Annotated in this window: 20 protein-coding genes and 1 tRNA gene; 10 read left to right on the top strand and 11 right to left on the bottom strand. The window is 69.0% G+C overall.

Going from position 1 to position 23,060, the window contains the following annotated elements:
• Positions 1 to 84: 84 nt before the first annotated feature.
• On the top strand, positions 85 to 3,195 hold the full coding sequence (locus CSC65_RS04345) for an Rne/Rng family ribonuclease (protein WP_162408772.1): 3,111 nt from the start codon (positions 85 to 87) through the stop codon (positions 3,193 to 3,195).
• 70 nt (positions 3,196 to 3,265) lie between these two features.
• Here the strand turns inward: CSC65_RS04345 and CSC65_RS04340 are convergent, their stop codons facing one another.
• Positions 3,266 to 3,913, bottom strand: coding sequence for a response regulator (locus CSC65_RS04340; RefSeq protein WP_162408770.1), 648 nt, complete (start codon positions 3,911 to 3,913; stop codon positions 3,266 to 3,268).
• Between the two features lie 100 nt (positions 3,914 to 4,013).
• Between CSC65_RS04340 and CSC65_RS04335 the strand changes: the two genes are divergently transcribed.
• Positions 4,014 to 4,931, top strand: coding sequence for a M28 family metallopeptidase (locus CSC65_RS04335; RefSeq protein ID WP_162408768.1), 918 nt, complete (start codon positions 4,014 to 4,016; stop codon positions 4,929 to 4,931).
• 2 nt (positions 4,932 to 4,933) lie between these two features.
• Here the strand turns inward: CSC65_RS04335 and CSC65_RS04330 are convergent.
• Both CSC65_RS04330 and CSC65_RS04325 read right to left on the bottom strand, forming a co-directional pair.
• A tRNA-Ser gene (locus tag CSC65_RS04330) sits at positions 4,934 to 5,021 on the bottom strand.
• Between the two features lie 191 nt (positions 5,022 to 5,212).
• On the bottom strand, positions 5,213 to 6,184 hold the full coding sequence (locus CSC65_RS04325) for a LysR family transcriptional regulator (protein ID WP_162408766.1): 972 nt from the start codon (positions 6,182 to 6,184) through the stop codon (positions 5,213 to 5,215).
• Positions 6,185 to 6,301: 117 nt separating this feature from the next.
• On the opposite strand from CSC65_RS04325, the gene CSC65_RS04320 reads away from it, so the two are divergent.
• Positions 6,302 to 6,886, top strand: a complete 585-nt coding sequence (locus CSC65_RS04320; RefSeq protein WP_162408764.1) for an FMN-dependent NADH-azoreductase — start codon at positions 6,302 to 6,304, stop codon at positions 6,884 to 6,886.
• Positions 6,887 to 7,031: 145 nt separating this feature from the next.
• Here CSC65_RS04320 and serS read toward each other — a convergent pair whose 3' ends face one another.
• Entirely contained in the window at positions 7,032 to 8,309 is a 1,278-nt protein-coding gene (serS, locus tag CSC65_RS04315) for a serine--tRNA ligase (protein WP_162408987.1), read from the bottom strand.
• A gap of 110 nt (positions 8,310 to 8,419) precedes the next feature.
• On the opposite strand from serS, the gene CSC65_RS04310 reads away from it, so the two are divergent.
• Positions 8,420 to 9,064, top strand: a complete 645-nt coding sequence (locus CSC65_RS04310; protein WP_162408762.1) for an energy transducer TonB — start codon at positions 8,420 to 8,422, stop codon at positions 9,062 to 9,064.
• A 132-nt stretch (positions 9,065 to 9,196) separates the two neighbouring features.
• Positions 9,197 to 9,763, top strand: a complete 567-nt coding sequence (locus tag CSC65_RS04305) for an energy transducer TonB (RefSeq protein WP_162408760.1) — start codon at positions 9,197 to 9,199, stop codon at positions 9,761 to 9,763.
• Between the two features lie 36 nt (positions 9,764 to 9,799).
• On the opposite strand, the gene aroA is transcribed toward CSC65_RS04305, so the two are convergent.
• The 3 genes from aroA to serC all read right to left on the bottom strand — a co-directional run bounded on the left by aroA (position 9,800) and on the right by serC (position 13,527).
• Positions 9,800 to 11,107: a 3-phosphoshikimate 1-carboxyvinyltransferase gene (gene aroA, locus CSC65_RS04300; RefSeq protein WP_162408758.1), complete on the bottom strand. Its 1,308-nt coding sequence runs from the start codon at positions 11,105 to 11,107 to the stop codon at positions 9,800 to 9,802.
• Between the two features lie 73 nt (positions 11,108 to 11,180).
• Positions 11,181 to 12,347 (bottom strand): prephenate dehydratase, encoded by a 1,167-nt coding sequence (gene pheA / locus CSC65_RS04295; protein WP_162408756.1) that lies wholly within the window; start codon positions 12,345 to 12,347, stop codon positions 11,181 to 11,183.
• A gap of 94 nt (positions 12,348 to 12,441) precedes the next feature.
• Entirely contained in the window at positions 12,442 to 13,527 is a 1,086-nt protein-coding gene (serC, locus tag CSC65_RS04290; RefSeq protein ID WP_162408754.1) for a phosphoserine transaminase, read from the bottom strand.
• A 146-nt stretch (positions 13,528 to 13,673) separates the two neighbouring features.
• On the opposite strand from serC, the gene msrP reads away from it, so the two are divergent.
• Both msrP and msrQ read left to right on the top strand, forming a co-directional pair.
• Positions 13,674 to 14,642, top strand: coding sequence for a protein-methionine-sulfoxide reductase catalytic subunit MsrP (gene msrP, locus CSC65_RS04285; protein WP_162408752.1), 969 nt, complete (start codon positions 13,674 to 13,676; stop codon positions 14,640 to 14,642).
• Between the two features lie 118 nt (positions 14,643 to 14,760).
• Positions 14,761 to 15,348, top strand: a complete 588-nt coding sequence (gene msrQ / locus CSC65_RS04280) for a protein-methionine-sulfoxide reductase heme-binding subunit MsrQ (RefSeq protein WP_425501308.1) — start codon at positions 14,761 to 14,763, stop codon at positions 15,346 to 15,348.
• Here msrQ and CSC65_RS04275 read toward each other — a convergent pair.
• The gene (locus CSC65_RS04275; protein ID WP_162408748.1) at positions 15,317 to 16,105 is read right to left on the bottom strand and encodes an FHA domain-containing protein; all 789 of its coding nucleotides are present in this window, start codon (positions 16,103 to 16,105) and stop codon (positions 15,317 to 15,319) included. The genes msrQ and CSC65_RS04275 overlap by 32 nt on opposite strands.
• 91 nt (positions 16,106 to 16,196) lie before the next feature.
• Here CSC65_RS04275 and CSC65_RS04270 point away from each other — a divergent pair, with 91 nt between their 5' ends.
• From CSC65_RS04270 to CSC65_RS04260, 3 genes are all read left to right on the top strand, one after another.
• Entirely contained in the window at positions 16,197 to 16,472 is a 276-nt protein-coding gene (locus CSC65_RS04270) for a polyhydroxyalkanoic acid system family protein (protein WP_162408746.1), read from the top strand.
• 71 nt (positions 16,473 to 16,543) lie between these two features.
• Positions 16,544 to 17,026, top strand: a complete 483-nt coding sequence (locus CSC65_RS04265; protein WP_162408744.1) for a phasin family protein — start codon at positions 16,544 to 16,546, stop codon at positions 17,024 to 17,026.
• A 222-nt stretch (positions 17,027 to 17,248) separates the two neighbouring features.
• Positions 17,249 to 18,229, top strand: coding sequence for a restriction endonuclease (locus tag CSC65_RS04260; protein ID WP_202922826.1), 981 nt, complete (start codon positions 17,249 to 17,251; stop codon positions 18,227 to 18,229).
• A gap of 105 nt (positions 18,230 to 18,334) precedes the next feature.
• Here CSC65_RS04260 and gyrA read toward each other — a convergent pair whose 3' ends face one another.
• The 3 genes from gyrA to CSC65_RS04245 form a co-directional block, all read right to left on the bottom strand.
• Positions 18,335 to 20,935: a DNA gyrase subunit A gene (gyrA, locus tag CSC65_RS04255; RefSeq protein WP_162408742.1), complete on the bottom strand. Its 2,601-nt coding sequence runs from the start codon at positions 20,933 to 20,935 to the stop codon at positions 18,335 to 18,337.
• A gap of 343 nt (positions 20,936 to 21,278) precedes the next feature.
• On the bottom strand, positions 21,279 to 22,337 hold the full coding sequence (gene mtnA, locus CSC65_RS04250) for an S-methyl-5-thioribose-1-phosphate isomerase (RefSeq protein WP_162408740.1): 1,059 nt from the start codon (positions 22,335 to 22,337) through the stop codon (positions 21,279 to 21,281).
• A gap of 46 nt (positions 22,338 to 22,383) precedes the next feature.
• The gene (locus CSC65_RS04245; RefSeq protein WP_425501307.1) at positions 22,384 to 23,043 is read right to left on the bottom strand and encodes a DUF3011 domain-containing protein; all 660 of its coding nucleotides are present in this window, start codon (positions 23,041 to 23,043) and stop codon (positions 22,384 to 22,386) included.
• Positions 23,044 to 23,060 lie beyond the last annotated feature (17 nt).

Below are 23,060 nucleotides of genomic sequence, written 5' to 3'. Positions count from 1 at the left end.
CCCCTGCTCCCCCGAGCGGACAGGTGGGATTCCAGAGTGCGAACGCCCGGCGTTCCGCGCGGTAGAGCGCGCGAGGAACGCACCATGAAGCGAATGCTCATCAACGCCACGCAGGCCGAAGAACTGCGCGTGGCCATCGTCGACGGCCAGAACCTGTACGACATCGACATCGAACAGCCGTCGAAGGAACAGAAGAAGTCCAACATCTACAAGGGCCGCATCACCCGGCTCGAGCCGTCGCTTGAGGCGGCCTTCGTCGAATACGGCGCCGAGCGCCACGGCTTCCTGCCGCTCAAGGAAATCTCCCGCGACTACTTCCAGGCCGGGGTCGACCCGAACAAGGCCGGCATCCGCGAGCTGCTGCGCGAAGGCCAGGAAGTGGTCGTCCAGATCGACAAGGACGAGCGCGGCAACAAGGGCGCGGCGCTGACCACGTTCATCTCGCTGGCCGGCCGCTACATGGTGCTGATGCCCAATTCACCGACCGCCGGCGGCGTCTCGCGCCGGATCGAGGGCGAGGACCGGGCCGAGCTCAAGCGCGCCATGGACGCGCTGAACATCCCCGACGACATGGGCGTGATCATCCGCACCGCCGGCGTCGGCCGCGATGCCGAAGAGCTGCAGTGGGACCTGGACTACCTGCTGGCCGCCTGGCGCGCGATCGCCGAGGCCGCGCTGAGCAAGCCGGCCCCGTTCCTGATCTACCAGGAGTCGCGGCTGATCATCCGCGCCCTGCGCGACTACCTGCGCGCCGACGTCGGCGAGATCCTGGTCGACACCGAGGAGATGTACCAGGATGCGCGCCTGTTCATGGAACAGGTGATGCCGCAGACCCTGCGCAAGCTCAAGCACTACAAGGACGACATCCCGCTCTTCAACCGCTTCCAGATCGAGTCGCAGATCGAGAACGCCTACGAGCGCACCATCCGCCTGCCCTCCGGCGGCGCGCTGGTGATCGACCAGACCGAAGCGCTGACGGCGATCGACGTCAACTCCGCGCGCGCCACCAAGGGCGGCGACATCGAGGAGACCGCGTTCCACACCAACCTGGAAGCGGCCGAGGAAGTGGCCCGCCAGCTGCGCCTGCGCGACCTGGGCGGCCTGGTGGTGATCGACTTCATCGACATGTCCTCGTCCAAGCACCAGCGCGCGGTCGAGGACCGCCTGCAGGGTTCGCTCAAGTACGACCGCGCCCGCGTCCAGCTGGGCCGCATCTCGCGCTTCGGCCTGATGGAGATGAGCCGGCAGCGCCTGCGCGCCAGCCTGGGCGAGTCCAGCCAGATCGTCTGCCCGCGCTGCGAAGGCCACGGCCGCATGCGCAGCGTCGAATCGCTGTCGCTGTCGATCATCCGCGTCGCCGAAGAGCACGCGATGAAGGAGAACACCGGGCAGGTGCTGGTCCAGGCCCCGGTGGAGATCGCCAACTTCCTGCTCAACGAGAAGCGCGGCGCGCTGCGTGAGATCGAGCAGCGCCATGACGCGCCGATCATCATCGTCGCCGACGAGCAGCTGCACACCCCGCACTACGAAGTCACCCGCCTGCGCGAGAACGAGCTCGGCGAGGAAAGCGGCAAGCCGAGCTACCAGCGCGGCACCCCGCGCAAGCTGCCGGTGCACGCCCTGACCAAGGCCCAGCTCAACATCCCGCCACCGCCGGCGGTGACCCGCGTGGCCCCGCCGCGCCCGGCACCGGTTCGCGAAGAGCGCGAAGAAGCACCGGCCCCGGTCGCAGCAGCTCCGGCACCCCGTGCGCCCGCACCGGCGCCCGCCGCTGGCGGCGTCGTCGGCTTCTTCAAGCGACTGTTCGGCGGCGGCGATGTCGCCACTGCGCCCTCCCCGGAACGACAGGGCGATGGCCGTGGCAACCGCAGCGACCGTGGTGATCGCAATGACCGCGCTCGCCGCGACGGGCGCAACGAAGGCGGCGGCCAGCGCGACAACCGCGGCAACCCGCAGCAGAAGCAGCGTGGCAACGCGCAGGCCAAGGGCGGCAATGCCCAGCAGCCGCAGAAGCAGGAGCGCCAGGAACGCCAGCCGCAGCAGCAGAAGGGTGGTGCCAGCGGCCAGGCCGCCACGCAGCAACCCGGCAACCGCCAGCCGCAGCAGCAGAAGCCGCCGCGTGAGAAGAAGCCGGTCACCGAAAGCGTCGACACCAGCAAGCCCGCGCAGCAGAACCCGCCGCGTCCGCGCAGCGATGACGCGCCGCGCACGACGCCGGCCCAGTCCGAGACGGCTGCGGAGGTCGCATTGACCGCCGTGGTCGCACCGGCCGCCGTGGCTGCGCTCGCCGAGGGCGTGCCCGCGGTCGAGACGACCGCGCAGGTCGCCGCCGGCGAGGCCACGACCGGCATCGATGCCGAGGCCGGTGATGCCGCGACGTCCGATGGCGGCAGCCGCCGCCGTCGCGGTCGCCGGGGTGGTCGCCGTCGCCGTCGTGGTGGCGAGGCCGCCGGCGTACTGGCCGACGAAGCTGGCAACGAGTCGGGTGACGACCTCGACGACAACGGCGAGGACGACGTCGCGTCTGGGGAGGACACTACCCGGTCCGGCGATGCGAACGCCGCGACGGTGGCCCATGCCGGCCAGCCCGAGTTCGATTTCGACGATATCGTCGCGCCCGCCGCGCCAGTGGTGGCCCCCGCTCCCGTCGTCGAGACTGCTGCCGTCGAAGCGCCCGCGACCGCGGTGAAGGACGCAAGCACCGTCGCACCTGCCCATGTGGCGACGAGTGCGGAAACGCCCGCGGCCGAAGTCTCTGCGGTCCCGCACGAAGCCGAAGAGGTCGTTGCGGCCGCACCGGCGAGTGCCGCGGCGATCGCCGCCGCAGCGGAACCGGCGCCGGTGGATGAAGTCGCTGCCCCCGCCGAAGCCGCTGCGATCGCGGTTGCCGTCGAAGCCGCCGCGCCCGTCGTGCCCGTCGTGCCCGCGCATGCACCGATCGAAGAGGACGCGGCCATCGTCGCCGGCCCCATCGATCCCGTGGTGCAGGCCGAGCCGCAGACCCCGGCGACCACTTCGTTCCCGACCACGGCCGGCCTGTTCGACCAGGTTTCCGCCGGGGAGACGACCGCGACGGTCGTGGCCGATGCCGCCGCACAGGCGGATGTCGATGCCGAAGCGGATGCGCCGGGCATGACGACCGCCGATGCCGACACTGCTGGACCCGACGACGAGCAGCCCCGCCAGCAGGTCTGACTGATCGTTGGAACATCCTCCCGCAGACGCGGGAGGATGTCGGCATTCGCGCGCCGCGCGCCGCGCGCGCTTAGATCGTGGTCGCCGGATCCATCAAGCCATAGCGCGCCGCCAGGCGCGCCAGGGCGATGTTGTCCTGCACGCCGACCTTCTCGAACAGGCGCGACTTGTGCGTGTTGATCGTCTTCGGGCTCAGGCTCAGGCGCTGCGCGATCATGTCCTGGCGGATGCCCTGCACCAGCAGCATCGCCACTTCCAGCTCACGGGGCGACAACCCGTCGAACGGCGAGACCTCTCCGCCTACGCTGGCCAAGGCCATGTTCTGGGCGATGCTGCTGCCCAGGTAGCGCTTGCCGCGCGCAGCGTCCCGCACCGCGCTGAGCAGTTCGAGCGCATCGCCGCCCTTGCCGACGTATCCGGATGCACCGACGTCGAGCAGGCGCTTGGGCAAGGGTCCATCCTCGAGCACCGATACGATCACCACGCGGCAACCCACCCGCCCGCGAATGATGCGTTCGGTCACTTCCAGGCCACTGATACCGGGCAGGTGCAGGTCGCACAGCACCACGTCGGGCTTGAGCTTGCGGATCAGCGGCAATGCGTCCTCGCCGCACTCGGCTTCGCCGAGGATCTCGATGTCGGGCTGAGCCGACAGGATCATGCGCAGGCCGGTCCTGACCAGCGCATGGTCGTCCACCAGAAAAACGCGGATGGTCATGCCGCTCCCTCGGTATGCCGTCGCGCGCAGACTATCCCCGCGCCTGCCGGCGGGCAAGCGGGGTCGTGCATACTGGACGCCTGTTGCCGGGGAAACCTTCATGGACCTGCCTGACCCGTCGTTCCGGGCCCGTCGTCGTATCGCTGCACCTGCACTCCTGCTCGCCTTTGCGCTGCTCACTGCCCCCCTGTCCGGGACCGCACTCGCCAAGGCCCCACCCGACCGCTGGCAGGCCCAGGTCGCGCAGACCAGCGCCGGTGCCGACACCGCCGCGCGCGCCACCTCGATCACCGACCGGCTGGACGCGTTGGGCATCGCCTGGCACGCGGAGGCGTTCGAACTGGACGGCAAGCACGGCCGCAATGTCGTCGCCGACCTGGGCGGGCCGGCCGATGCGCCGCTGCTGCTGATCGGCGCGCACTACGACCGCGTCGACGTCGGCCACGGTGCGACCGACAACGCTTCCGGCGTAGCCACGGTCCTGGAACTGGCCCAGGCGCTCAAGGCGCGCCCGCTGCAGGCCCACCGGGTCAAGCTCGCCTTCTGGGACCTCGAGGAGCAGGGCCTGCTCGGTTCGCGCGCGTGGGTCGCCACGCCAGGACAGGAGAAGCCGGCGCTCTACGTGAACTTCGACGTGTTCGGCTGGGGCGACACGCTGTGGATGATGGCGCCACAGTCCGATACGCCGCTGGTCAACGCCCTCGAAGCGCTGAGCAGGCAGCAGAAGCTCGGCTTCCAGCCCGGCGACAAGTATCCGCCTACCGACCACCTGGCGTTCCTCAAGGCAGGCTGGCCCGCGGTGTCGTTCTCGCTGGTCGGCGGCGATGAAATCCCCGACATCCTGCAGGTATTCGCCGGACAGAAGCCGGCGCAGGCGCCGAAGGTGATGAAGGTCATCCACAGCCCGCAGGACGGCATCGACCAGCTGGATGCCCGCAACGTGCCGCGGGCACTGCGGGTACTGGAGAACGGACTGCGCTCGCTGGACGCCAAGCCGGCGCCCGCCCCGACGGACTAGGGTGGCGGAAGCGGTGGGATTCGAACCCACGAATGGTTGCCCATTGCCGGTTTTCAAGACCGGTGCCTTCAACCGCTCGGCCACACTTCCGCTGTCTGCATTCTACGCTGCCGCTGCAGCGGCCAGCGTCCCGCACCGGTCGCGTCGATGCCCTCGACGGCCGATCGCGCCCGGTCCAGAGCAGCGCCTCTTAACCGGCTATTCCTCCTAGGCCTGCCGCCTGCCACGGTACTGCGGTGCGCGCAGCCGGGTGCCGCGGAATTTTCGCATATGCGATGCGATCAGCCGGCCTTTGCCGTTTCCACGGGTTTCTCCCCCGCCTTGCCGCAATTGCCGCAGTCCAGCCGCGAGGACTCGATCTGCTGCGGCAGGTGCTCGGCCAAGAAGTCGATGAACACGCGCACCGCCGGCAGCAGGCCGCGGCGCGATGCGAACACCGCATGGCAGATGCCCTGCGGCAGCGACCACTCGGGCAGGACAACCTCCAGCTCGCCGCGGCGCACCGCTTCGGCGCAGACGGTCTCCGGCAGCATGGTGATGCCGAAACCGTCGCGGACCATCGACTGCAGCAACGGGAAGTCGAAACCGGCCACGCGCGGCTGCAGGTCCACGCGACGCACCTCGCCGCCCGGTCCGTGCAGCTCCCAGCGCTGGTGTGCCTCGTCCTCGTGGATGCTCAGGGTCAGGTGCGAGGCGAGATCGGAAGGATCCTTCGGACGTCCCGCACGATCGAGGTATTTCGGGCTGGCCACCAGCAGCTCCTGGATCTGGCCGAAGCTGCGCATCACCAGGCTGCCGTCGTCATCCAGGCGCGCACGCACGCGCAGGGCCAGGTCGAAACCTTCGTTGATCAGGTCCACCCTGCGGTTGCCGATGTGCAGCTGCAGGCGCACCTTCGGGTACTGCTCCAGGAAGCGCGGAAGCAGCTTCGGCAGTTGCTGCTGGGCCAGCGCGACCGGGACGCTGACCCGCACCACACCGCGCGGTTCGGCACTCAGCCGGTCCACGACCTCGCGAGCGGCCTGGGCCTCGGTGAGCATCGTCTGCGCATGGCGGTACACGCTCATGCCCACGTCGGTGACCGCGAACCGGCGCGTCGAGCGCTGCAACAGGCGCACGCCCATGTCGGTTTCCAGCTGGCTGATGCGCCGGCTCAGGCGTGACTTGGGGATACCCAGCGCGCGCTCGGCAGCGGCGAATCCGCCGTGCTCGACCACCATGGCGAAGTAATAGAGATCGTTGAGGTCCTGCATGGCTATATTTCCATGTACGGAACAGATGGTGGCATCTAACCACCTTTATCCCATTAATGCAACGACGGATAGTGTCCCTGCCGCGGCGACCTCGCCGCACCGAACCAAGGACACGCCATGAAACTGCTGCATATCGACTCCAGCGCCCTGGGCCAGAACTCCGTCACCCGCGAACTGAGCGCCACCATCGTCGCACAGTGGTCGTCTTCGCTCGACGGCCTCCAGGTCGACTACCGCGACCTGGACCGTGAACCCCTGCCCCACCTGACCGGCCAAAGCCTGGCCAAGGCCGATCCGGCCGAGGCCGCCGAAGCCGAACGGACCCTGCAGCAGTTCCTGGATGCCGATGTCGTGGTGATCGGGGCGCCGATGTACAACTTCAGCATCCCCTCCACGCTCAAGGCCTGGATCGACCGCGTCGCCGTCGCAGGACGCACATTCCGCTACACCGAGAACGGACCGCAGGGCCTGGCCGGCGGCAAGCGGGTGATCGTGGCCAGCGGCCGCGGCAGCGTCCATGGCGCGCCAACGGACTTCCAGGAGTCTTACCTGCGCCAGGTGTTCGCGTTCCTCGGCATCGACGAGGTCGAGTTCGTACGCGCCGAAGGGGTCGCCTATTCGCCCCAGCACCGCACCGATGCCATCGCTGCGGCCAAGGCGTCGATCCCGCGACCGGCCGCGCCGTTGCTCCAGGCAGCTTGAGGGAAACGGGAGCGGCAGCCGTCGAAGCGTGCTGCTGCTCGTCCATCCCGCGCTCGTAGAGCGGGGCTTGCTCCGCGATCGGCGCCATTACACGGACACGCAGCCGCGCTTCCCCCGCTCCAAGGCGATTCGGGGAGCGCGGCCGTCAGGCGATGTGTTCCGCGCCGCCCATGTATGGACGCAGCACGTCGGGCACGGTGATCGAGCCGTCGGCGTTCTGGTAGTTCTCCATCACTGCGATCAGCGCGCGGCCCACGGCCACGCCCGAACCGTTGAGCGTATGCACCAGCTCGGGCTTGCCGGTGGCCGGGTTGCGCCAGCGGGCCTGCATGCGCCGGGCCTGGAAATCGCCGCAGCTCGAACAGGACGAGATCTCGCGATAGGTGTCCTGCGAGGGCAGCCACACCTCCAGATCGTAGGTGCGGCGCGCCGAGAAGCCCATGTCGCCGGTGCACAGCAGCACCTTGCGGTACGGCAGACCCAGTCGCTCCAGCACGGTCTCGGCGGCGCGCGTCATGCGCTCGTGTTCGGCGTCGCTGTCTTCGGGCGTGACGATCGAGACCAGCTCGACCTTCTCGAACTGGTGCTGGCGGATCATGCCGCGGGTATCGCGGCCACCGCTGCCGGCCTCGGAACGGAAGCACAGCGAATGCGCGCTCATGCGCAACGGCAGGCGCTCGGCCTCGAGGATTTCGTCGCGGACGATATTGGTCAGCGGCACTTCCGAGGTCGGGATCAGGTAGCGCGTGTGCTCGCCCAGTTGCGTGGCGAAGAGGTCTTCCTCGAACTTCGGCAGCTGGCCGGTGCCGCGCAGCGAATCGGCATTGACGACCAGCGGCACGCTGGTCTCCTCGTAGCCGTGCTCGCCGGTGTGCAGGTCAAGCATGAACTGCGCCAGCGCGCGGTGCAGGCGCGCCAACTGGCCGCGCAGCACGGTGAAGCGCGCGCCCGACAGCTTGGCCGCGGTGTCGGCATCGAGCCAGCCGTGGCGCGCACCGAGTTCGACATGGTCCCTGACCGGGAAATCGAACGCGCGCGGGGTACCCCAGCGATGCTTCTCGACATTGCCGGCTTCGTCGTCGCCCTGCGGGACGTCGTCGGCCGGCAGGTTGGGGATGCCCATCGCGATCGCCTCGATCCGGCCGCGGATTTCCTCCAGGCGCGCCTCGGAAGCTTTCAGCTCGTCGCCGAAGCCGGCGACCTCGGCCATCAGTGCCGACACGTCCTCGCCCTTCGCCTTGGCCTGCCCGATCGCCTTGGAACGGGTGTTGCGCAGGTTCTGCAGGTCCTGGGTGCGCACCTGGATCGCCTTGCGCTCCGTTTCCAGCGCTTCCAGCGCGGTGGCATCGAGCGTATAGCCGCGCACGGCGAGGCGTTCGGCCAGGGCGGCGGTCTGGTTGCGGAGCAGCGCGGGATCGAGCATGGGAGAAGGCGTGGCGATTGGGTCGGCCATTATCGCCAATCGCGGCCGGATGCGCCGGTCGGTTCACTGACCCTGTGACAGAATCCGGATGAACCAACCGCCGGACCCTCATGGCCACCTCCAGTCGTTCCGCAGGTCCCGGCCTGCTCGATTACCTGCCGCAAGGCCGCTGGCTCCTGGTCGGTGCGGCCTTCCTGCTGGGCTGGCTGCTGTTCGCCCTGGTCTGGCTGGCCGGGCGCGGCGACGACACGACCACGCCCGGCCCCGCCAAGCCGGTGGCCGAGCCGGTGGCCTTCGAACCGCTGCCGCGCCCCATGGCCGCCGGCGACGCTGCCACGCCCTTGCCCGCTCCCACCGAAGAGGCGCGCGTGGTGGAGCAGGCCCCTGCCCCTGCCCCGGCGCCGGCGCCCGCACCAGTCGAGACGACTCCACTGCCGCCGAGCATCGATGAGGCCGCACCGGTCGCCGGCCAAGCCATGCAGGCGCCCTCGCCACTGCCCGAGCAGTCGCCGTCGCCGCGCTATCCGCTGGACGCGCTGCGTCGCGGAGAAACCGGCACGGTAATCCTGCAGGTGCAGGTGGACGCACAAGGCCAGCCGGTATCGATCGACGTGAGCCAGCGCAGTGGTTCGCGCGACCTCGATCGCGCAGCGGTCGAAGCGGTTTCACGCTGGCGCTTCTCTCCCGCGCTCGATGCCGCGGGCAACGCGGTGCCGGGCGGCCTGTCGGTTCCAGTGGACTTCAAGCTGGAATAGCGGCCCCCTCACCCGGCGTGCAACTCGCTGAACCGCGTCCCGTGCCTGTGGAATGGTTCAGCCGATATCGACCTCGCGCAGACATCGTCGTGCGGAAACTCGGCCACGGTTCAACCACCCGAGGAGACGCACATGGCGACCTATACCAACCATTCCCAGCACGCGCATCTCGATCCGGTCGAGGGCGATACGGTCGGCGAGACCCGCGAACGCACCTCGCCCGTGCTCATGGCCGGCCTGGCCGTCGCGCTGGTTGCCGCCGGCGTCTGGTGGTACGCGCAGCGCGACGACGGCGGAATCGGCACGACCGCAACCCCCGTCGTCACGACCATCGAGCCGCCGGCCGCGACCAGCACACCGGATGCGCGCCCGGTCGTCGGCTCCCGGGCGATCGCCGAGCATGCGCGCCCGGTGATCGCCGACCGCGCGCCGCTGCCGCTGGCCGGCAACCCCCTGCCCGAATATCCGCGGAGCGCGCTGCGCGCCGGCGAGGAAGGGGCGGTGGTCGTACGCATCGCCGTGGACGCACAGGGCGTGCCCGGCGACGTGCAGGTCGTGGAACGCACCGGCACGCGCGATCGCAGCTTCGACCGCGCCGCCATCGAAGCGGCCCGCCAGTGGCGCTTCCAGCCGGCGATGCGCGACGGCAAGGCGGTACCGGCCACCGTGCAGTTGCCGGTGGATTTCCGCCGCGGCTGAGCCTGGATTACACGCGGCCGCCTGGCGTCTTGCCAGCTAGCTGCGAAGGCCGAACCCGCAATCCCGCGCGAGCCGGTCGAAGCCCGGGAACGACGTGGCCACGTTGGCCACGTCGTCCACCCGCACTTCCCCGCTCGCGCGCTGCGCGGCCACCGCGAAAGCCATGGCGATCCGATGGTCGCCGTGGCTTTCGATCGTACCGGCACCCAGCAGGCCCGGATGGATCGTGGCCCCGTCGGGCGTCTCGTCGATCCGCAGTCCCAGCGTGCGCAAGCCGACCGCCATCGCAGCGAGGCGGTCCGATTCCTTGACCCGCAGTTCGGCAGCGCCGCGCACGACGGTCGGGCCTTCGGCGCAGGCGGCTGCGACGAACAGCGCGGGAAACTCGTCGATCATGTCCGGGACCAGCGCCTCCGGCACCTCGATCCCGCGCAAAGGCGCATGGCGCACCACCAGGTCGGCGACGGGCTCGCCGCCATGGGTCGAGGGATTCTCCTCGGTGATGTCGGCACCCATCAGGCGCAGTGCCTGCAGCAGGCCCGTGCGACGCGGATTGAGGCCGACCGCGAGCAGTCGCAGTTCCGACCCCGGAACGATGCTGGCCGCGACGAGGAAGAAGGCCGACGAGGAGAAATCCGCCGGTACCGCGATATCGGTCGCGCGCAGGCGCTGGCCGCCGCGCAGGCGGGCGTGGCCGGGCGAGAACTCGATCTCCACGCCGAAGGCCGAAAGCATGCGCTCGGTGTAGTCCCGGGTCGGATGCGGCTCGGCGACCGACGTCTCGCCCTGTGCATAGAGGCCGGCCAGCAGCACCGCCGACTTCACCTGCGCCGAGGCCACCGGCAGGGTGTATTCGATGCCGTGGAGCGCCTGTGCGCCATGGATGTGCAGCGGCGGCGTGCCGTCCTCGCGCGTATCGATCTTCGCGCCCATCTGCGCCAACGGAGCGGTGACCCGCCGCATCGGCCGCTTCGACAGCGACTCGTCACCCACCAGGACGCTGTCGAACGATTGCGCCGCCAGCAGCCCGGCCAGCAGGCGCATGCCGGTACCGGCGTTGCCGCAATCCAGTGGACCATCCGCCGCGCGCAGGCCATCGACGCCCACGCCATGCACGATGCGACGCGAGGGCGACGGCGTTTCGATGCGCACGCCCAGCTGCGAGAAGATCGCCGCGGTGGCGCGCGTGTCCTCGCCTTCGAGGAATCCGTCGATGGTGGAAACGCCATCGGCGAGCGCGGCGAACATCACCGAGCGGTGCGAGACCGACTTGTCCCCGGGAATCTCCAGCGTGCCGCGCAGCGGCTGACCGGCGGTTGCGACCCAATGCTGCGACTGCGACATCTCTGCTCCGTATCCCTGCTGCTCTTTCAATCAATCGAAACCCGTTGCGTGCCGCTGCGGTGCACGTGCGCGGTTATGGCACCGCCACCGGATACGAACCCAGCACCTTGACCTGGGCCACGTGCTTCTCCAGTTCGGCCAGCGCCTGCTTCATCGCCTGGTCCTCCACGTGCCCGGCCAGGTCGATGAAGAACGCGTACTCCCACTTGGCCTGGTGCGACGGCCGCGATTCGATCCGGTTCATGCTGATGCCATGCCTGGCGAACGGGCTGAGCACGTCGAACAGCGCACCGGGCTTGTCGTGGATGAACACCAGCACCGAGGTGCGGTCATGGCCCGATGGCGGGAAGATCTGCCGCCCGATCACCAGGAAGCGGGTCGTGTTGTCCTTGTCGTCCTGGATCGGACGCATGATGACCTTCTTCAGGCCGTACACGTGCGCCGCGCTTTCGCCGGCGATGGCGGCCGCGTCGTCGGCACTGCGCGCGCGCCGGGCGCCTTCGGCATTGCTCGATACCGGTACCTTCTCGGCCTTCGGCAGGTTGGTGCGCAGCCAGCCGGCGGTCTGGGCGAAGGCCTGCGGATGCGCATAGATGCGCTCGATATCCTCGATCCGGCCGCTGCGCGACAGCAGGTACTGGTGGACCATCAGCTCCACCTCGCCGCAGATCTTCAGCTGCGAGGTCAGGAACATGTCGAGGGTGACCTGGATCGTGCCCTGCCCGGAATTTTCGACGGGAACCACGCCGAAATCGGCATTGCCGGCCTCGACCTCCTGGAACACTTCCTCGATGCTGCCCAGCGGCAGGCCATGCGCGGATCGGCCGAAATGCTTGAGCACCGCCTGCTGGCTGAAGGTGCCCTCCGGTCCGAGGTAGCCGATCTTCAGTGGCTCCTGCTGGGCCAGGCAGGCCGACATGATCTCGCGGAACACATGCACCAGGACTTCGTCGGACAGCGGGCCCTCGTTGCGATCGACCACCATCCGCAGCACCTGCGCTTCGCGCTCGGGCCGGTAGTAGTCCACCGCCGCCGCGAGCTTGCCCTTGGCCTTGCCGACCTGCAGCGCGAAGCCGGCGCGCTCGGCGATCAGGGCCTGGATCTGGCGATCGATCCCGTCGATCTGGGCGCGCACGTCGGCCAGTACAGGCGCCGCGGCTGCCGGCGCCTTGCTGGCCTTGGGCGTTGCCGGCTTTTTCCGGGCCGGCTTTCCGGCGGCGGGCTTCTTCGGTGTTGCCATGTGCGGGGTTCCGTTGTGCTTGGGGCCAGCCGCGTCAGCAGCCTGGTGGGTCGCGCCTGGAGTGCATTCCTAGAAAAGCATGCAGCCGTCGTGCTCAGCCATTGCGTTGCTGGAAATCGCGCATGAAATCGACCAGCGCCTGCGCGCCTGCGACGGGCACCGCGTTGTAAAGCGACGCGCGAAGGCCGCCGACCGCCTTGTGGCCCTTCAATGCCAGCAGCCCCGCGGCCTTGGACTCACTGACGAAGCGGCTGGTGAGCGCTTCGTCGGGCAGGAAGAACGGGATGTTCATGCGCGAACGCACCGCCGGCACGACCTGGTTGCGGTAGAAGCCACCGGAGCCGTCGATCGCACCGTAGACCAGTTCCGCCTTGGCTGCGTTGCGGCGCGCGAATTCTTCCACGCCGCCCTCGTCGAGCATCCACTTCACCACCAGGCCGAGCAGGTACCAATTCCACGTCGGCGGCGTGTTGAGCATCGAATCGCGCGCCGCGTGCGAGGCGTAGTTGAAGATGTCGGCGCGCGGCTGGCCCGCGCGTTCCAGCAGTTCGCGACGCACGAGCAGCACCGAGATGCCGACCGGGCCGAGGTTCTTCTGCGCGCCGGCGTAGATCAGTCCGTACTTCGATACATCCAATGGCTCCGATGCGATCGACGAGCTGAAATCGGCGAACAACGGCACATCGCCCACGTCGGGCGTGTCGCGGAACTCGACGCCGTGGATGGTTTCGTTCGCGGTGATGTGCACGTACGCCGCGCCCGGACTGAGCGTCCAGCCGGCGCGCGACGGGATGTCGTGGAAACCCCCGGGCTCGCCGTCCGCGGCCACGTGGACGTCGACATAGGGCTTGACCTGCTTGATCGCCGTCTTGCCCCAATGGCCGGTGACGATGTAGTCCACGACCTGGCCCGGCGCGGCGAAGTTCAGCGCCAGCAGCGCCTGCTGGGTGGTCGCGCCGCCGGCCAGGAACAGCACCGCGTAGTCGTCGGGCACGGACAGCAGCTTCCTCAGGTCCGCTTCCGCCTGCGCGGCGACGCCCATGAACTCGGCGCCGCGATGGCTCAGTTCGACGATCGACGCGCCTACCCCGTTCCAGTCCAGCATCTCGGCCTGCGCCTGGCGCAATACCGTCTCCGGCAGCGTCGCGGGGCCGGCACTGAAGTTGTAGGCGCGCGTCATGAACCACCCGTCACGAAAGGCCCCGTAGTATGCCGCAGTGCAGCGGTTGCGGGCGCAACCAAGACCCGCCCCTGCAGGCCATGCGCGACGCGGGAACCGTATAGTCGCCACGGGGTCCAACCCACATCCACCGCGGGAGTGATGCGATGCCAACGTTCCGCCTGCCCGACATCGCCTCCGCCGGGATAACCGACGAAAACGTCTACCGCGAACGCCGCCGACTGCTGGCCGCATTCGCCGCAAGCCCGCTGCTCGCCGCACTCCCGGGATGTGCCGAAGCCGAACCCCCGCCGCCGAAGACAGCGGTCAGCGCCGTCGATGCCAACGCCGGTTTCAGCACCCGCGAGGAGCAGACCCGTTTCGAGGATGCCACCACCTACAACAACTTCTACGAGTTCGGCACCGGCAAGGGCGACCCCTCGAGCGCCGCCAAGACACTGCGCACCTCGCCGTGGACCGTGGCGGTGGATGGCGAATGCGCCAAACCCGGCCGGATCGCCCTGGAAGACCTGTTGCGTGGCCAGGCTTCGCAGGAACGGATCTACCGGCTGCGTTGCGTGGAGGGCTGGTCGATGGTGATCCCGTGGATGGGCGTGCCGCTTGGCGAAACGCTCAAGCGCTTCGAACCGACCTCGAAGGCGAAGTACGTCGCCTTCACCACACTGGCCGACCCGCAGCAGATGCCCGGCATCCGCTATCGTTCGATCGACTGGCCATATCGGGAGGGCCTGCGCATCGACGAGGCGATGCACCCGCTGACCCTGCTGGCGACCGGGATGTATGGCAAGCCGCTGCCGCAGCAGAACGGTGCGCCCTTGCGACTGGTGGTGCCGTGGAAGTACGGGTTCAAGTCGATCAAGTCGATCGTGGCGATCCGCTTCACCGAGAAGATGCCCGAGACCGCCTGGCACCAGCTGCAGCCATCGGAATACGGCTTCTTCTCCAACGTCAATCCGGCCGTGGACCATCCGCGCTGGAGCCAGAAGACCGAGCGACGCATCGCCGGCAGCAAGAGCAAGCTGTTCGCCGAGCGGATCCCGACGCAACCGTTCAACGGCTACGGCGATCAGGTCGCCTCGATGTATGCCGGCATGGACCTGCGCAAGTGGTATTGACGGCCTGCACAGCGGCCGGCCACGCATGAATCGCCGCCCCGCCTCCAACACGGGTGCCAGGACGGGCGCGAAGACGGGCGCGAAGACGGGCGCAGGTCTCGCCTGGGCCAAGGCGGGCGTGCACGCCGCCGCCCTTGCACCCGCGTCCTACCTGGCCTGGCAGGTCGCCGAAGTGTGGCGAACCGGCAGCGACGCCCTCGGCGCAGACCCGGTTGCGGCGATCGAACATCGCACCGGCCTGTGGGCATTGCGCCTGCTGCTGATCACCCTGGCGATCACGCCGGTGCGGCAGCTGACCGGCCAATCAGTGTTGCTGCGTTTCCGGCGCATGCTCGGCTTGTACGCGTTTTTCTACGCGAGCCTGCACCTGGCCGCCTACCTGGTCTTCGACCTGGGCGGCTACTGGGCGCAGATCTTCGAGGAGATCGCCAAGCGTCCCTACATCACCGTGGGCTTCACCGCCTGGCTGCTGCTGGTGCCGCTGGCGGTGACCTCGACCTTGGGCTGGATGCGCAGGCTTGGCCGGCGCTGGGGTCAGTTGCACAGGCTGGTCTACGCAGTGGCCGTGCTCGCCGTGCTGCATTTCTGGTGGTTGGTCAAATCGGACGTGCGCGAGCCGGCGGTCTATGCCGGCATCGTCGCGGTGCTGCTCGGCTGGCGCGTGTTCCGGCGGCTCAGCGTGCGCCGAACCACAGCAGCGCGCTGAGGAGCAGCCCCAGCATCAGGGCGGCCAGCAACAGCCAGGGCAGACGGGTGCCCGGACGGACCGGCGCGGGGGGAGTCGCCGCCTCGAGCTGCGACACCGGCTCGGGTGCATCCACCGGACGGGAGTCCGGCACGGCGGGAAACTCGACCACGAAGCGATGCTGGCCGTCGAACACCACCTGGTCGCCAGCGCCCAGCACCGCGTCGCGGACCGTCACGCCGTTGACCACGCTCGACTCCTGGCCGAGGCTGCGCAGCAGGACCACGTCGCCATGACGCTCCAGCAACGCATGCCGCGCCGGGAAGCCGGGTGCGTCGATGCGGATGTCGGCTTCGCGCGAAGTGCCGACCAGCCGTTCGGGACCCAGAGTGAAGCTGCGGCCGTGGTACTGGCCACCGACCCCGCGCAGGACCACGCGCGGATCGCCGGCATGTTCACCCGGGTCGAGCGGCCTTGGCGCGGCCCGCAACGGCGTGCGCACCAGCAACTCGACGCCATCGACATAGACCGCGTCGCCGGCACGCAACAGCGCCATGCGCAGTACGGGTCGTCCGTTGACGTGGATGGCGCGCGCACCGCCGGGCACCTGCAGCCACAAGCCCCGCCGGTCCAGGCAGAGCTGGGCCAGGAGGACGCCCGGCAGGGTGTCGCCGACACCCAGCACGCCATTGGACTGGCGCACCACGCGATGCACCCCGGGGGACAGCGGGTGATCGGCCTGCTGGCGATTGCTGAAATGGAGTTGCAGGTCGGACATTCGGCGAAAGCCTAGCAAATCCGAGGTCCGCATCGCTGGCCCGGTGCCGCGGGCGAGGCTAACCTTGCCGTCCCTCCCCGCGATTTCCGCCATGGCCCGCATCGATATCCTGCACCCGCACACCCGCAGCGCCGACGAGGCCCGCACCATCGTGGAAGGCATCGCCGCGCAGCTGCGCGAACGCTACGGACTGTCGGGCACCTGGCAGGGCGATGCGGTGGTCCTGTCCGGGCCGGGCCTGCAGGGCCTGGTCGAAGTCCTGCCGCAGCAGGTGCGCGTCAGCGCCGAACTCGGCTTCCTGCTGTCGGCGCTGCGCGGCCAGGTCGAAGGCGAGATCCGGCGCGTGCTGGGCGAACGGCTGGACTGAGCCGGCGAGCTCACGCCTCCTTATCGCCCCGCCCCACACACTGCCCGGACGCGAACTTACAAGGACCGCCCATGAGCGCCGATCCCCGCACCCCCGGCTTCACCAGCGTCGCCGACCTCCAGGCACAGGCAGGACGCGTGGCCCGCGAACTGGGCGACAACGCGCACCAGGTATGGCTCGCCGGCATCGGTGCGCTGGCCCGTGCGCAGAGCGAGGGCAGCCGCCTCTTCGAGCAGCTGGCCGAGGAAGGCCGCCAGGTGGAAGATGGCGAGACCCCCGCCAGCAGCGCGGCGGGCCGCCTCGAAGGCCTGCGCCAGAACCTGGATGCAGCGATGGGCCGTGCCCAGACCCGCGCCGGCGAGGCCTGGGAAAGCATGGGCCGCGTATTCGAACAGCGCGTGCAACAGACCTTGCGCCAGCTCGACGTTCCCACCCGGGACGACCTCGACGCACTCGGTGCGCGGATCGACGCATTGACCCGCGAACTCCAGCGCACGCACGCAGGTACTTCCAGCCCCGCAAGCGGGAACGAGAGCACGCCATCGGCGGGATGATCGGCCGCGGGTTCGCTGCCGCCCGTTTTGTTGCACAGCACAAGACAACGCGGCAAAATCGGAGCCGGCCCGCCAGTCCAACCGCCGTTTGCTCCCCTCCCCTCACGGCTACCGGACTGGCGGGCCACCTTCGCCTGTCGACGCCTTCATTCGCGCGCAGCCGACCGCCACTTGAAACCGGGTAACATCGCGGCCGGTACAGGGGTTTTCACAGGGATCGGCATGTCTTCCTGGATTTTGGGGTTGGGCCTGGCTGCGCTCGCAGCCGTGCTGGCGGTGCTTTACATCTGGCTGGTGCGGCGTCCGGAAACGGAAGCGGCCGCCGGCCTGCGCGCGCTGGCCAACCTGCGCTGGCGCGAATTCGCAACGATCATCGGCCAGGCCATGCAGCAGCGCGGCCTGCGCGACGCCAACCAGGGGCTGGACCAGGGTGGCGACTCCACCAGCAGCCAGCTGCTGATGACCGATGGCGACAGCCGCTGGCTGCTTTCGTGCAAGCACGGCATGGCTTATCGCCTCGGTGAAGCGAGCGTGGAAGAGCTTGCCGGCGCGATGGACCTGGCCGGCGCTCGGGGTGGCATCCTGCTTACCGAGGGACATGCCGAACGCGACGCCCTCGCCGCCGCCGCCGCGCGCGGAATCGAAGTGATCGATGGCCGGCGCCTGTGGCCACTGCTCAAGCCTTTCCTTCCGGCTGACGTGACCCACCGGATCGAAACCGCCGCCAAGGCGCAGGCCAAGCGACATACGTCGATCGCACTGGGCGGTGCGCTGGCACTGGGCCTTGTCGTTGCAGTGTTGCTGCCGCGCCTTGAATCGGCCGCGACCGAAACACCGGCCGTCACCGCAGCCACGGCGCCATCGGGCCCGGCCGGGACGCAGAAAGCCGTGGCCGCGCCCGCTGCCACCGAGGCGCCCGCCGTGGATGAAAACGTCATCCTCGACAATCCCGATGACGCCACGTTCGCACGCTACCAGGGCGATATCGCACGCACGCTTTCGGTCGTGCCCGGGATCACCCGCGCCTACTGGCTGACCCGCGCGACGCTGGTGATCGACCGCAGTGGCAGCGACCAGATGGTCTGGCCGCTGATCTGCAGCGAACTGGAGCGCTACCCGCCGCTGCGCAACGTGCGCGTGCAGCTCAATCCGCGCCCCGGCAGCGAAGACGCGGTGCGCTGGAGGCAGTGCCGGACCATGTGATCGCGACTATCGACGCACAGGCGTTCTCGCCTTGCGTCGGTTCCACCGCACAAACGCGAACGCCGGCCCTGGGCCGGCGTTCGCGTTTGTAGCACCTGGCGTGGATCAGGCCTGCGGAACGACTTCCGCTGCGACGTCATCGCCACCGGTCCGGGTGCCGGCCTGTTCGTCCTCGTCGTCCAGCGACGCATCGACGCGCTCGACCGCCTGCAGCGACTCGCCCTCGCCGAGCCGGATCAGGGTCACGCCCTGGGTGTTGCGGCCGACCTGCGAGATCTCCGAGGCACGCGTGCGCACCAGCGTGCCGCCGTCCGAAATCAGCAGGACCTCGTGCTGCTCGGACAACTGGATCGCGCCGACCAGCTTGCCGTTGCGCTCGGTGGTCTGGATCGCGATCACGCCCTGGGTGCCGCGGCCCTTCTTCGGGTATTCGTCGAGCGGCGTGCGCTTGCCGTAGCCGCGCTCGCTGGCGGTGAGGATGTCGCCCTCGTCCTCCGGCACGACCAGGCTGACAACCTGTTCGCCCTGCGCCAGGCGGATGCCGCGCACGCCAGTGGCGGTACGGCCCATCGAACGCACTTCGGACTCGTCGAAACGCACGGCCTTGCCGTTGGACGCGAACAGCATGATGTCGCTGGCGCCATGGGTCAGGGACACGCCGACCAGGGCGTCGCCCTCGTCCAGGCTGATCGCGATCTTGCCGCGCGCCAGGCGGAACGCGAATTCGGTCAGCGGGGTCTTCTTGACCGTGCCGTCGCGGGTGGCGAAGAACACGTAGTAGCCCTCGGCATACTCGCGCACCGGCAGCACCGCCTGGACCTTCTCGCCTTCTTCCAGCGGAATCCAGTTGATGATCGGCCGCCCGCGGGCATTGGAACCGGCTTCCGGCAGCTGGTGCACCGGCAACCAGAACACCTTGCCGTTGCTGGTGAAGGTCAGCAGCGTGTCATGCGTGTTGACCAGCCACAGCTGGTCGATGAAATCCTCTTCCTTGGTCGCCGCCGCGCTGCGGCCACGGCCGCCACGCTTCTGCGCGCGATACGCCGAGACCGGCTGGCGCTTGGCGTAGCCGGCATGGGACAGGGTGACCACCACGTCTTCAGGGGCGATCAGGTCGAGGATGTCGAGGTCTTCCTCGCTGGCACGGATCTCGCTGCGCCGCTCGTCGCCGAACTCCGCCTTCAGGTTCTCCAGCTCGGTGCGGATCACCTGGCGCAGCACGTCCGGGTTCTCGAGGATCTCGATCAGGCCGCGGATGGCTTCCAGCAGCTGGCGGTACTCGTCGGTCAGCTTGTCCTGCTCCAGCCCGGTCAGGCGGTGCAGGCGCATTTCCAGGATCTGCTGGGCCTGTACCTCGGTCAGCTGGTACTGGCCATCAATGAAGCCCACGCCGGCCGGCAGGTCGTCCGGTCGCGAAGCCTCGGCGCCCGCGGCGCCCAGCAAGGCACCGACCAGGCCCGGCTCCCAGCTGCGGCCGAGCATGCGCTCCTTGGCCACCTGCGGGCTCTCGGAGGTCTTGATCAGTTCGATCATCTCGTCGATGTTGGCCAGCGCGACGGTCAGGCCTTCCAGCACGTGCGCACGGGCGCGCGCCTTGCGCAGTTCGAAGATGGTCCTGCGGGTCACCACCTCGCGGCGGTGGCGCAGGAACGCCTCGAGGATCTGCTTGAGGTTGACCAGCTGCGGGCGGCCGTCGACCAGCGCCACCATGTTGATGCCGAACACCGATTCCAGCTGGGTCTGCTGGTACAGGTTGTTCAGTACCACCTCGGCCGATTCGCCGCGCTTGATCTCGATGTAGATGCGCATGCCGTCCTTGTCGGACTCGTCGCGCAACTCCGAGATGCCCTCGATCTTCTTTTCCTTGACCAGCTCGGCGATCTTCTCGATCAGCCGTGCCTTGTTCACCTGGTAGGGGATCTCGGTGACGATGATCGACTCGCGGCCGTTGTCGGCCACTTCCACGTCGGCCTTGGCGCGCATGCGCACGCGGCCGCGGCCGGTGCGGTATGCCAGCTGGATGCCGCCCACGCCGTTGATGATGCCCGCGGTCGGGAAATCCGGACCCGGGATGTACTGCATCAGCCCGTCGATATCGAGCTCGGGCTCGTCGATCAGGGCAAGCAGGCCGTTCACCACCTCGGTCAGGTTGTGCGGCGGGATGTTGGTGGCCATGCCGACCGCGATACCGGCCGAACCATTCACCAGCAGGTTCGGGAACCGGGTCGGCATGACCGTCGGCTCCTGTTCCTTCTCGTCGTAGTTGGGCTGGAAATCGACGGTTTCCTTGTCGATGTCGGCCATCAGTTCGTGGGTCAGGCGCGACATGCGCGCCTCGGTGTATCGCATCGCCGCGGCCGAGTCGCCGTCGACCGAACCGAAGTTGCCCTGGCCATCCACCAGCATGTAGCGCAGCGAGAACGGCTGGGCCATGCGCACCAGCGTGTCGTACACCGACTGGTCGCCGTGCGGATGGTACTTGCCGATGACGTCGCCGACGATTCGCGCGGACTTGTAGTACGGCTTGTTGCTGTGCGCGCCCAGTTCATCCATCGCGAAGAGCACCCGGCGGTGCACCGGCTTCAGGCCGTCCCGCACGTCGGGGAGCGCGCGGCCCACGATCACGCTCATCGCGTAATCGAGGTAGCTGCGGCGCATTTCGTCTTCGAGGTTGACCGGGATGATTTCTTTGGCGAGATCGGTCATCAGGACTCTTCAGCGGGGGCGATTGCGGGGCGGTGGCGGGCATGCCGGGCGGCCGCCACGGGGGCTGCACGCGGTGCTGCGCAAGCGGACTTCGCGCAACCGGTCGATTCTAGCACAACGAGCGCCGCCAAGGACTCTTATTCCCACGCAGAAACAAGCACTTGCGGACGATTTTGCGGACGCGACGGGTGCCTCCGGCGATCTCGCGTGCATGGCCACGACGGCGAGCCGGCGGACGAGCGGGTGATCGTGGAACATACACAGCCGTCGAGCCCGGCGGCGGCTCCCATGCGTCGGCTTGGGGGGCGGGCGATCGCGGCGGCGCCGCAACCCTGCCAGTCGCTCAGTCGCCGAACACGGCGCGCATGCGCGCCGTGTCGGGACGCTCGACCACGCCCTTCTCGGTGACGATGGCATCGATCAGCGCAGCCGGGGTCACATCGAACACGGGGTTCCAGGCCGCGATGCCCTCGGCGACGGTGCGCACGCCCCCCACGCCGTGCAACTCGCCGGGATCGCGCTGCTCGATTTCGATCGCATCCCCGTCCGGCGTGTCCAGGTCCACCGTCGAGGACGGCGCCACGACCATGAATCGCACGCCGTGGTGGCGCGCGGCGATGGCCAGCTGGTACGTCCCGATCTTGTTGGCGGTGTCGCCATTGGCACAGATCCGGTCGGCACCGACCACCACCCACTGCACCGCACCGGTCTTCATCAGGTGGGATGCGGCCGAATCGGCGATCAGGGTCGCATCGATGCCGTCCTGCTGCAGTTCCCATACCGTCAGGCGCGCGCCCTGCAGCCAGGGCCGGGTTTCGCCGGCGAACACGCGCGCGATGCGCCCTTCGGCGACGCCGGCGCGGACCACGCCCAGCGCGGTACCGAATCCGGCGGTAGCCAGGGAACCGGTGTTGCAGTGGGTCAGCACGCCGCTGCCCGGCTCCACCAGCCCGGCGCCCAGCGCCCCCATGTGCCGGTTCGCCGCGAGGTCTTCATCGGCGATGGCCTGGGCCTCGCGCTCGAGGACGGTGCGCCAGTCGGCACCCGTGCCAGTGAGCGCCCGCCGCATACGCGCCAGCGCCCAGGCCAGGTTGACCGCCGTGGGCCGCGCCGCGTTGAGTCGCTGCAGCGCCGGCTCCAGCTTCGGTGCGGCCTGCGCGCCATCGTCGGCCTCGACCGTGCGCGCAGCCAGCACGACGCCCCAGGCGGCGGAGATGCCGATCGCTGGCGCACCGCGCACGGCCAGGTCGCGGATCGCCTGCGCGACCTCGTCGCTGTCGTGGCAGGTGACATGCTCCACCGCGAACGGAAGCCGGCGCTGGTCCAGCAGTTCCAGCGCTTCGCCGGTCCACAGGATCGGACGGATGTGGTCGTAGCGGTCGAAATCGAAGGCGTTTTCCATGCGTGGATTCTAGCCGCTGCCGGCACCTTCGCCGCCGTTGCCCGGCCTACTCGACGCTGAATTCGGCGCGGCAGCCCTTGTCGACCCAGATGCCCTCCGCGCCCCAACCCCAGCTGCGGCCTTCCACGCAATCCATCCCCGAAAGCTGGCGATGCAGCACCGCGCCGTGGTCGATGGTGGTGCCGCAGCTGCGCTTGAGCCGGTCCTTCGACTCGCAGGTCACCAGCCGCCGCCCCGGCGGGAAGCCGCTGTCGCGGTCACCGATCTCGAACTCGCCCTTGCAGCCGCGCGAGGCCCAGATCTCGTTGCGGCCGACTCCCCAGCTCTCGTTGCGCTTGCAGGGCAGCGCCGACAGCTGCCGCAGCAGGCGCACCGGCGCGCCCCGGAGCATCACCGCGCAACTGCGGGTGCGACCACTGCTGGATTCGCAGCGGATCATGCTCCGGCTCACCACCGCTTCCGCCGCGCGCGCACGGAATTCGGCACGACACCCGCGCGCGACCCATACGCCCTGGCCGTCCACGCCCCAGTCGGATTCGCGGATGCAGGCGTTCCCGGAGAGCTGGCGCACCAGGTCGACCCCCTCGCCGGTATCCATCGGGCAATGCACGCGGCGCAGGTCGTCCGATTCGCAGCGCACGACGCCTTCGGCCGCCGATGCCGTACCAGCCCAGGCCATCCATGCCGCGCAAGCGCCGGCGGCCATGCCCGCCATGCGCCACC

Source organism: Pseudoxanthomonas daejeonensis, assembly GCF_010093205.1.
Classification (GTDB): Bacteria; Pseudomonadota; Gammaproteobacteria; order Xanthomonadales; family Xanthomonadaceae; genus Pseudoxanthomonas; species Pseudoxanthomonas daejeonensis.
The sequence above is the reverse complement of the archived record's forward strand: the minus strand, read 5'-3'. Positions and strand labels throughout refer to the sequence as shown.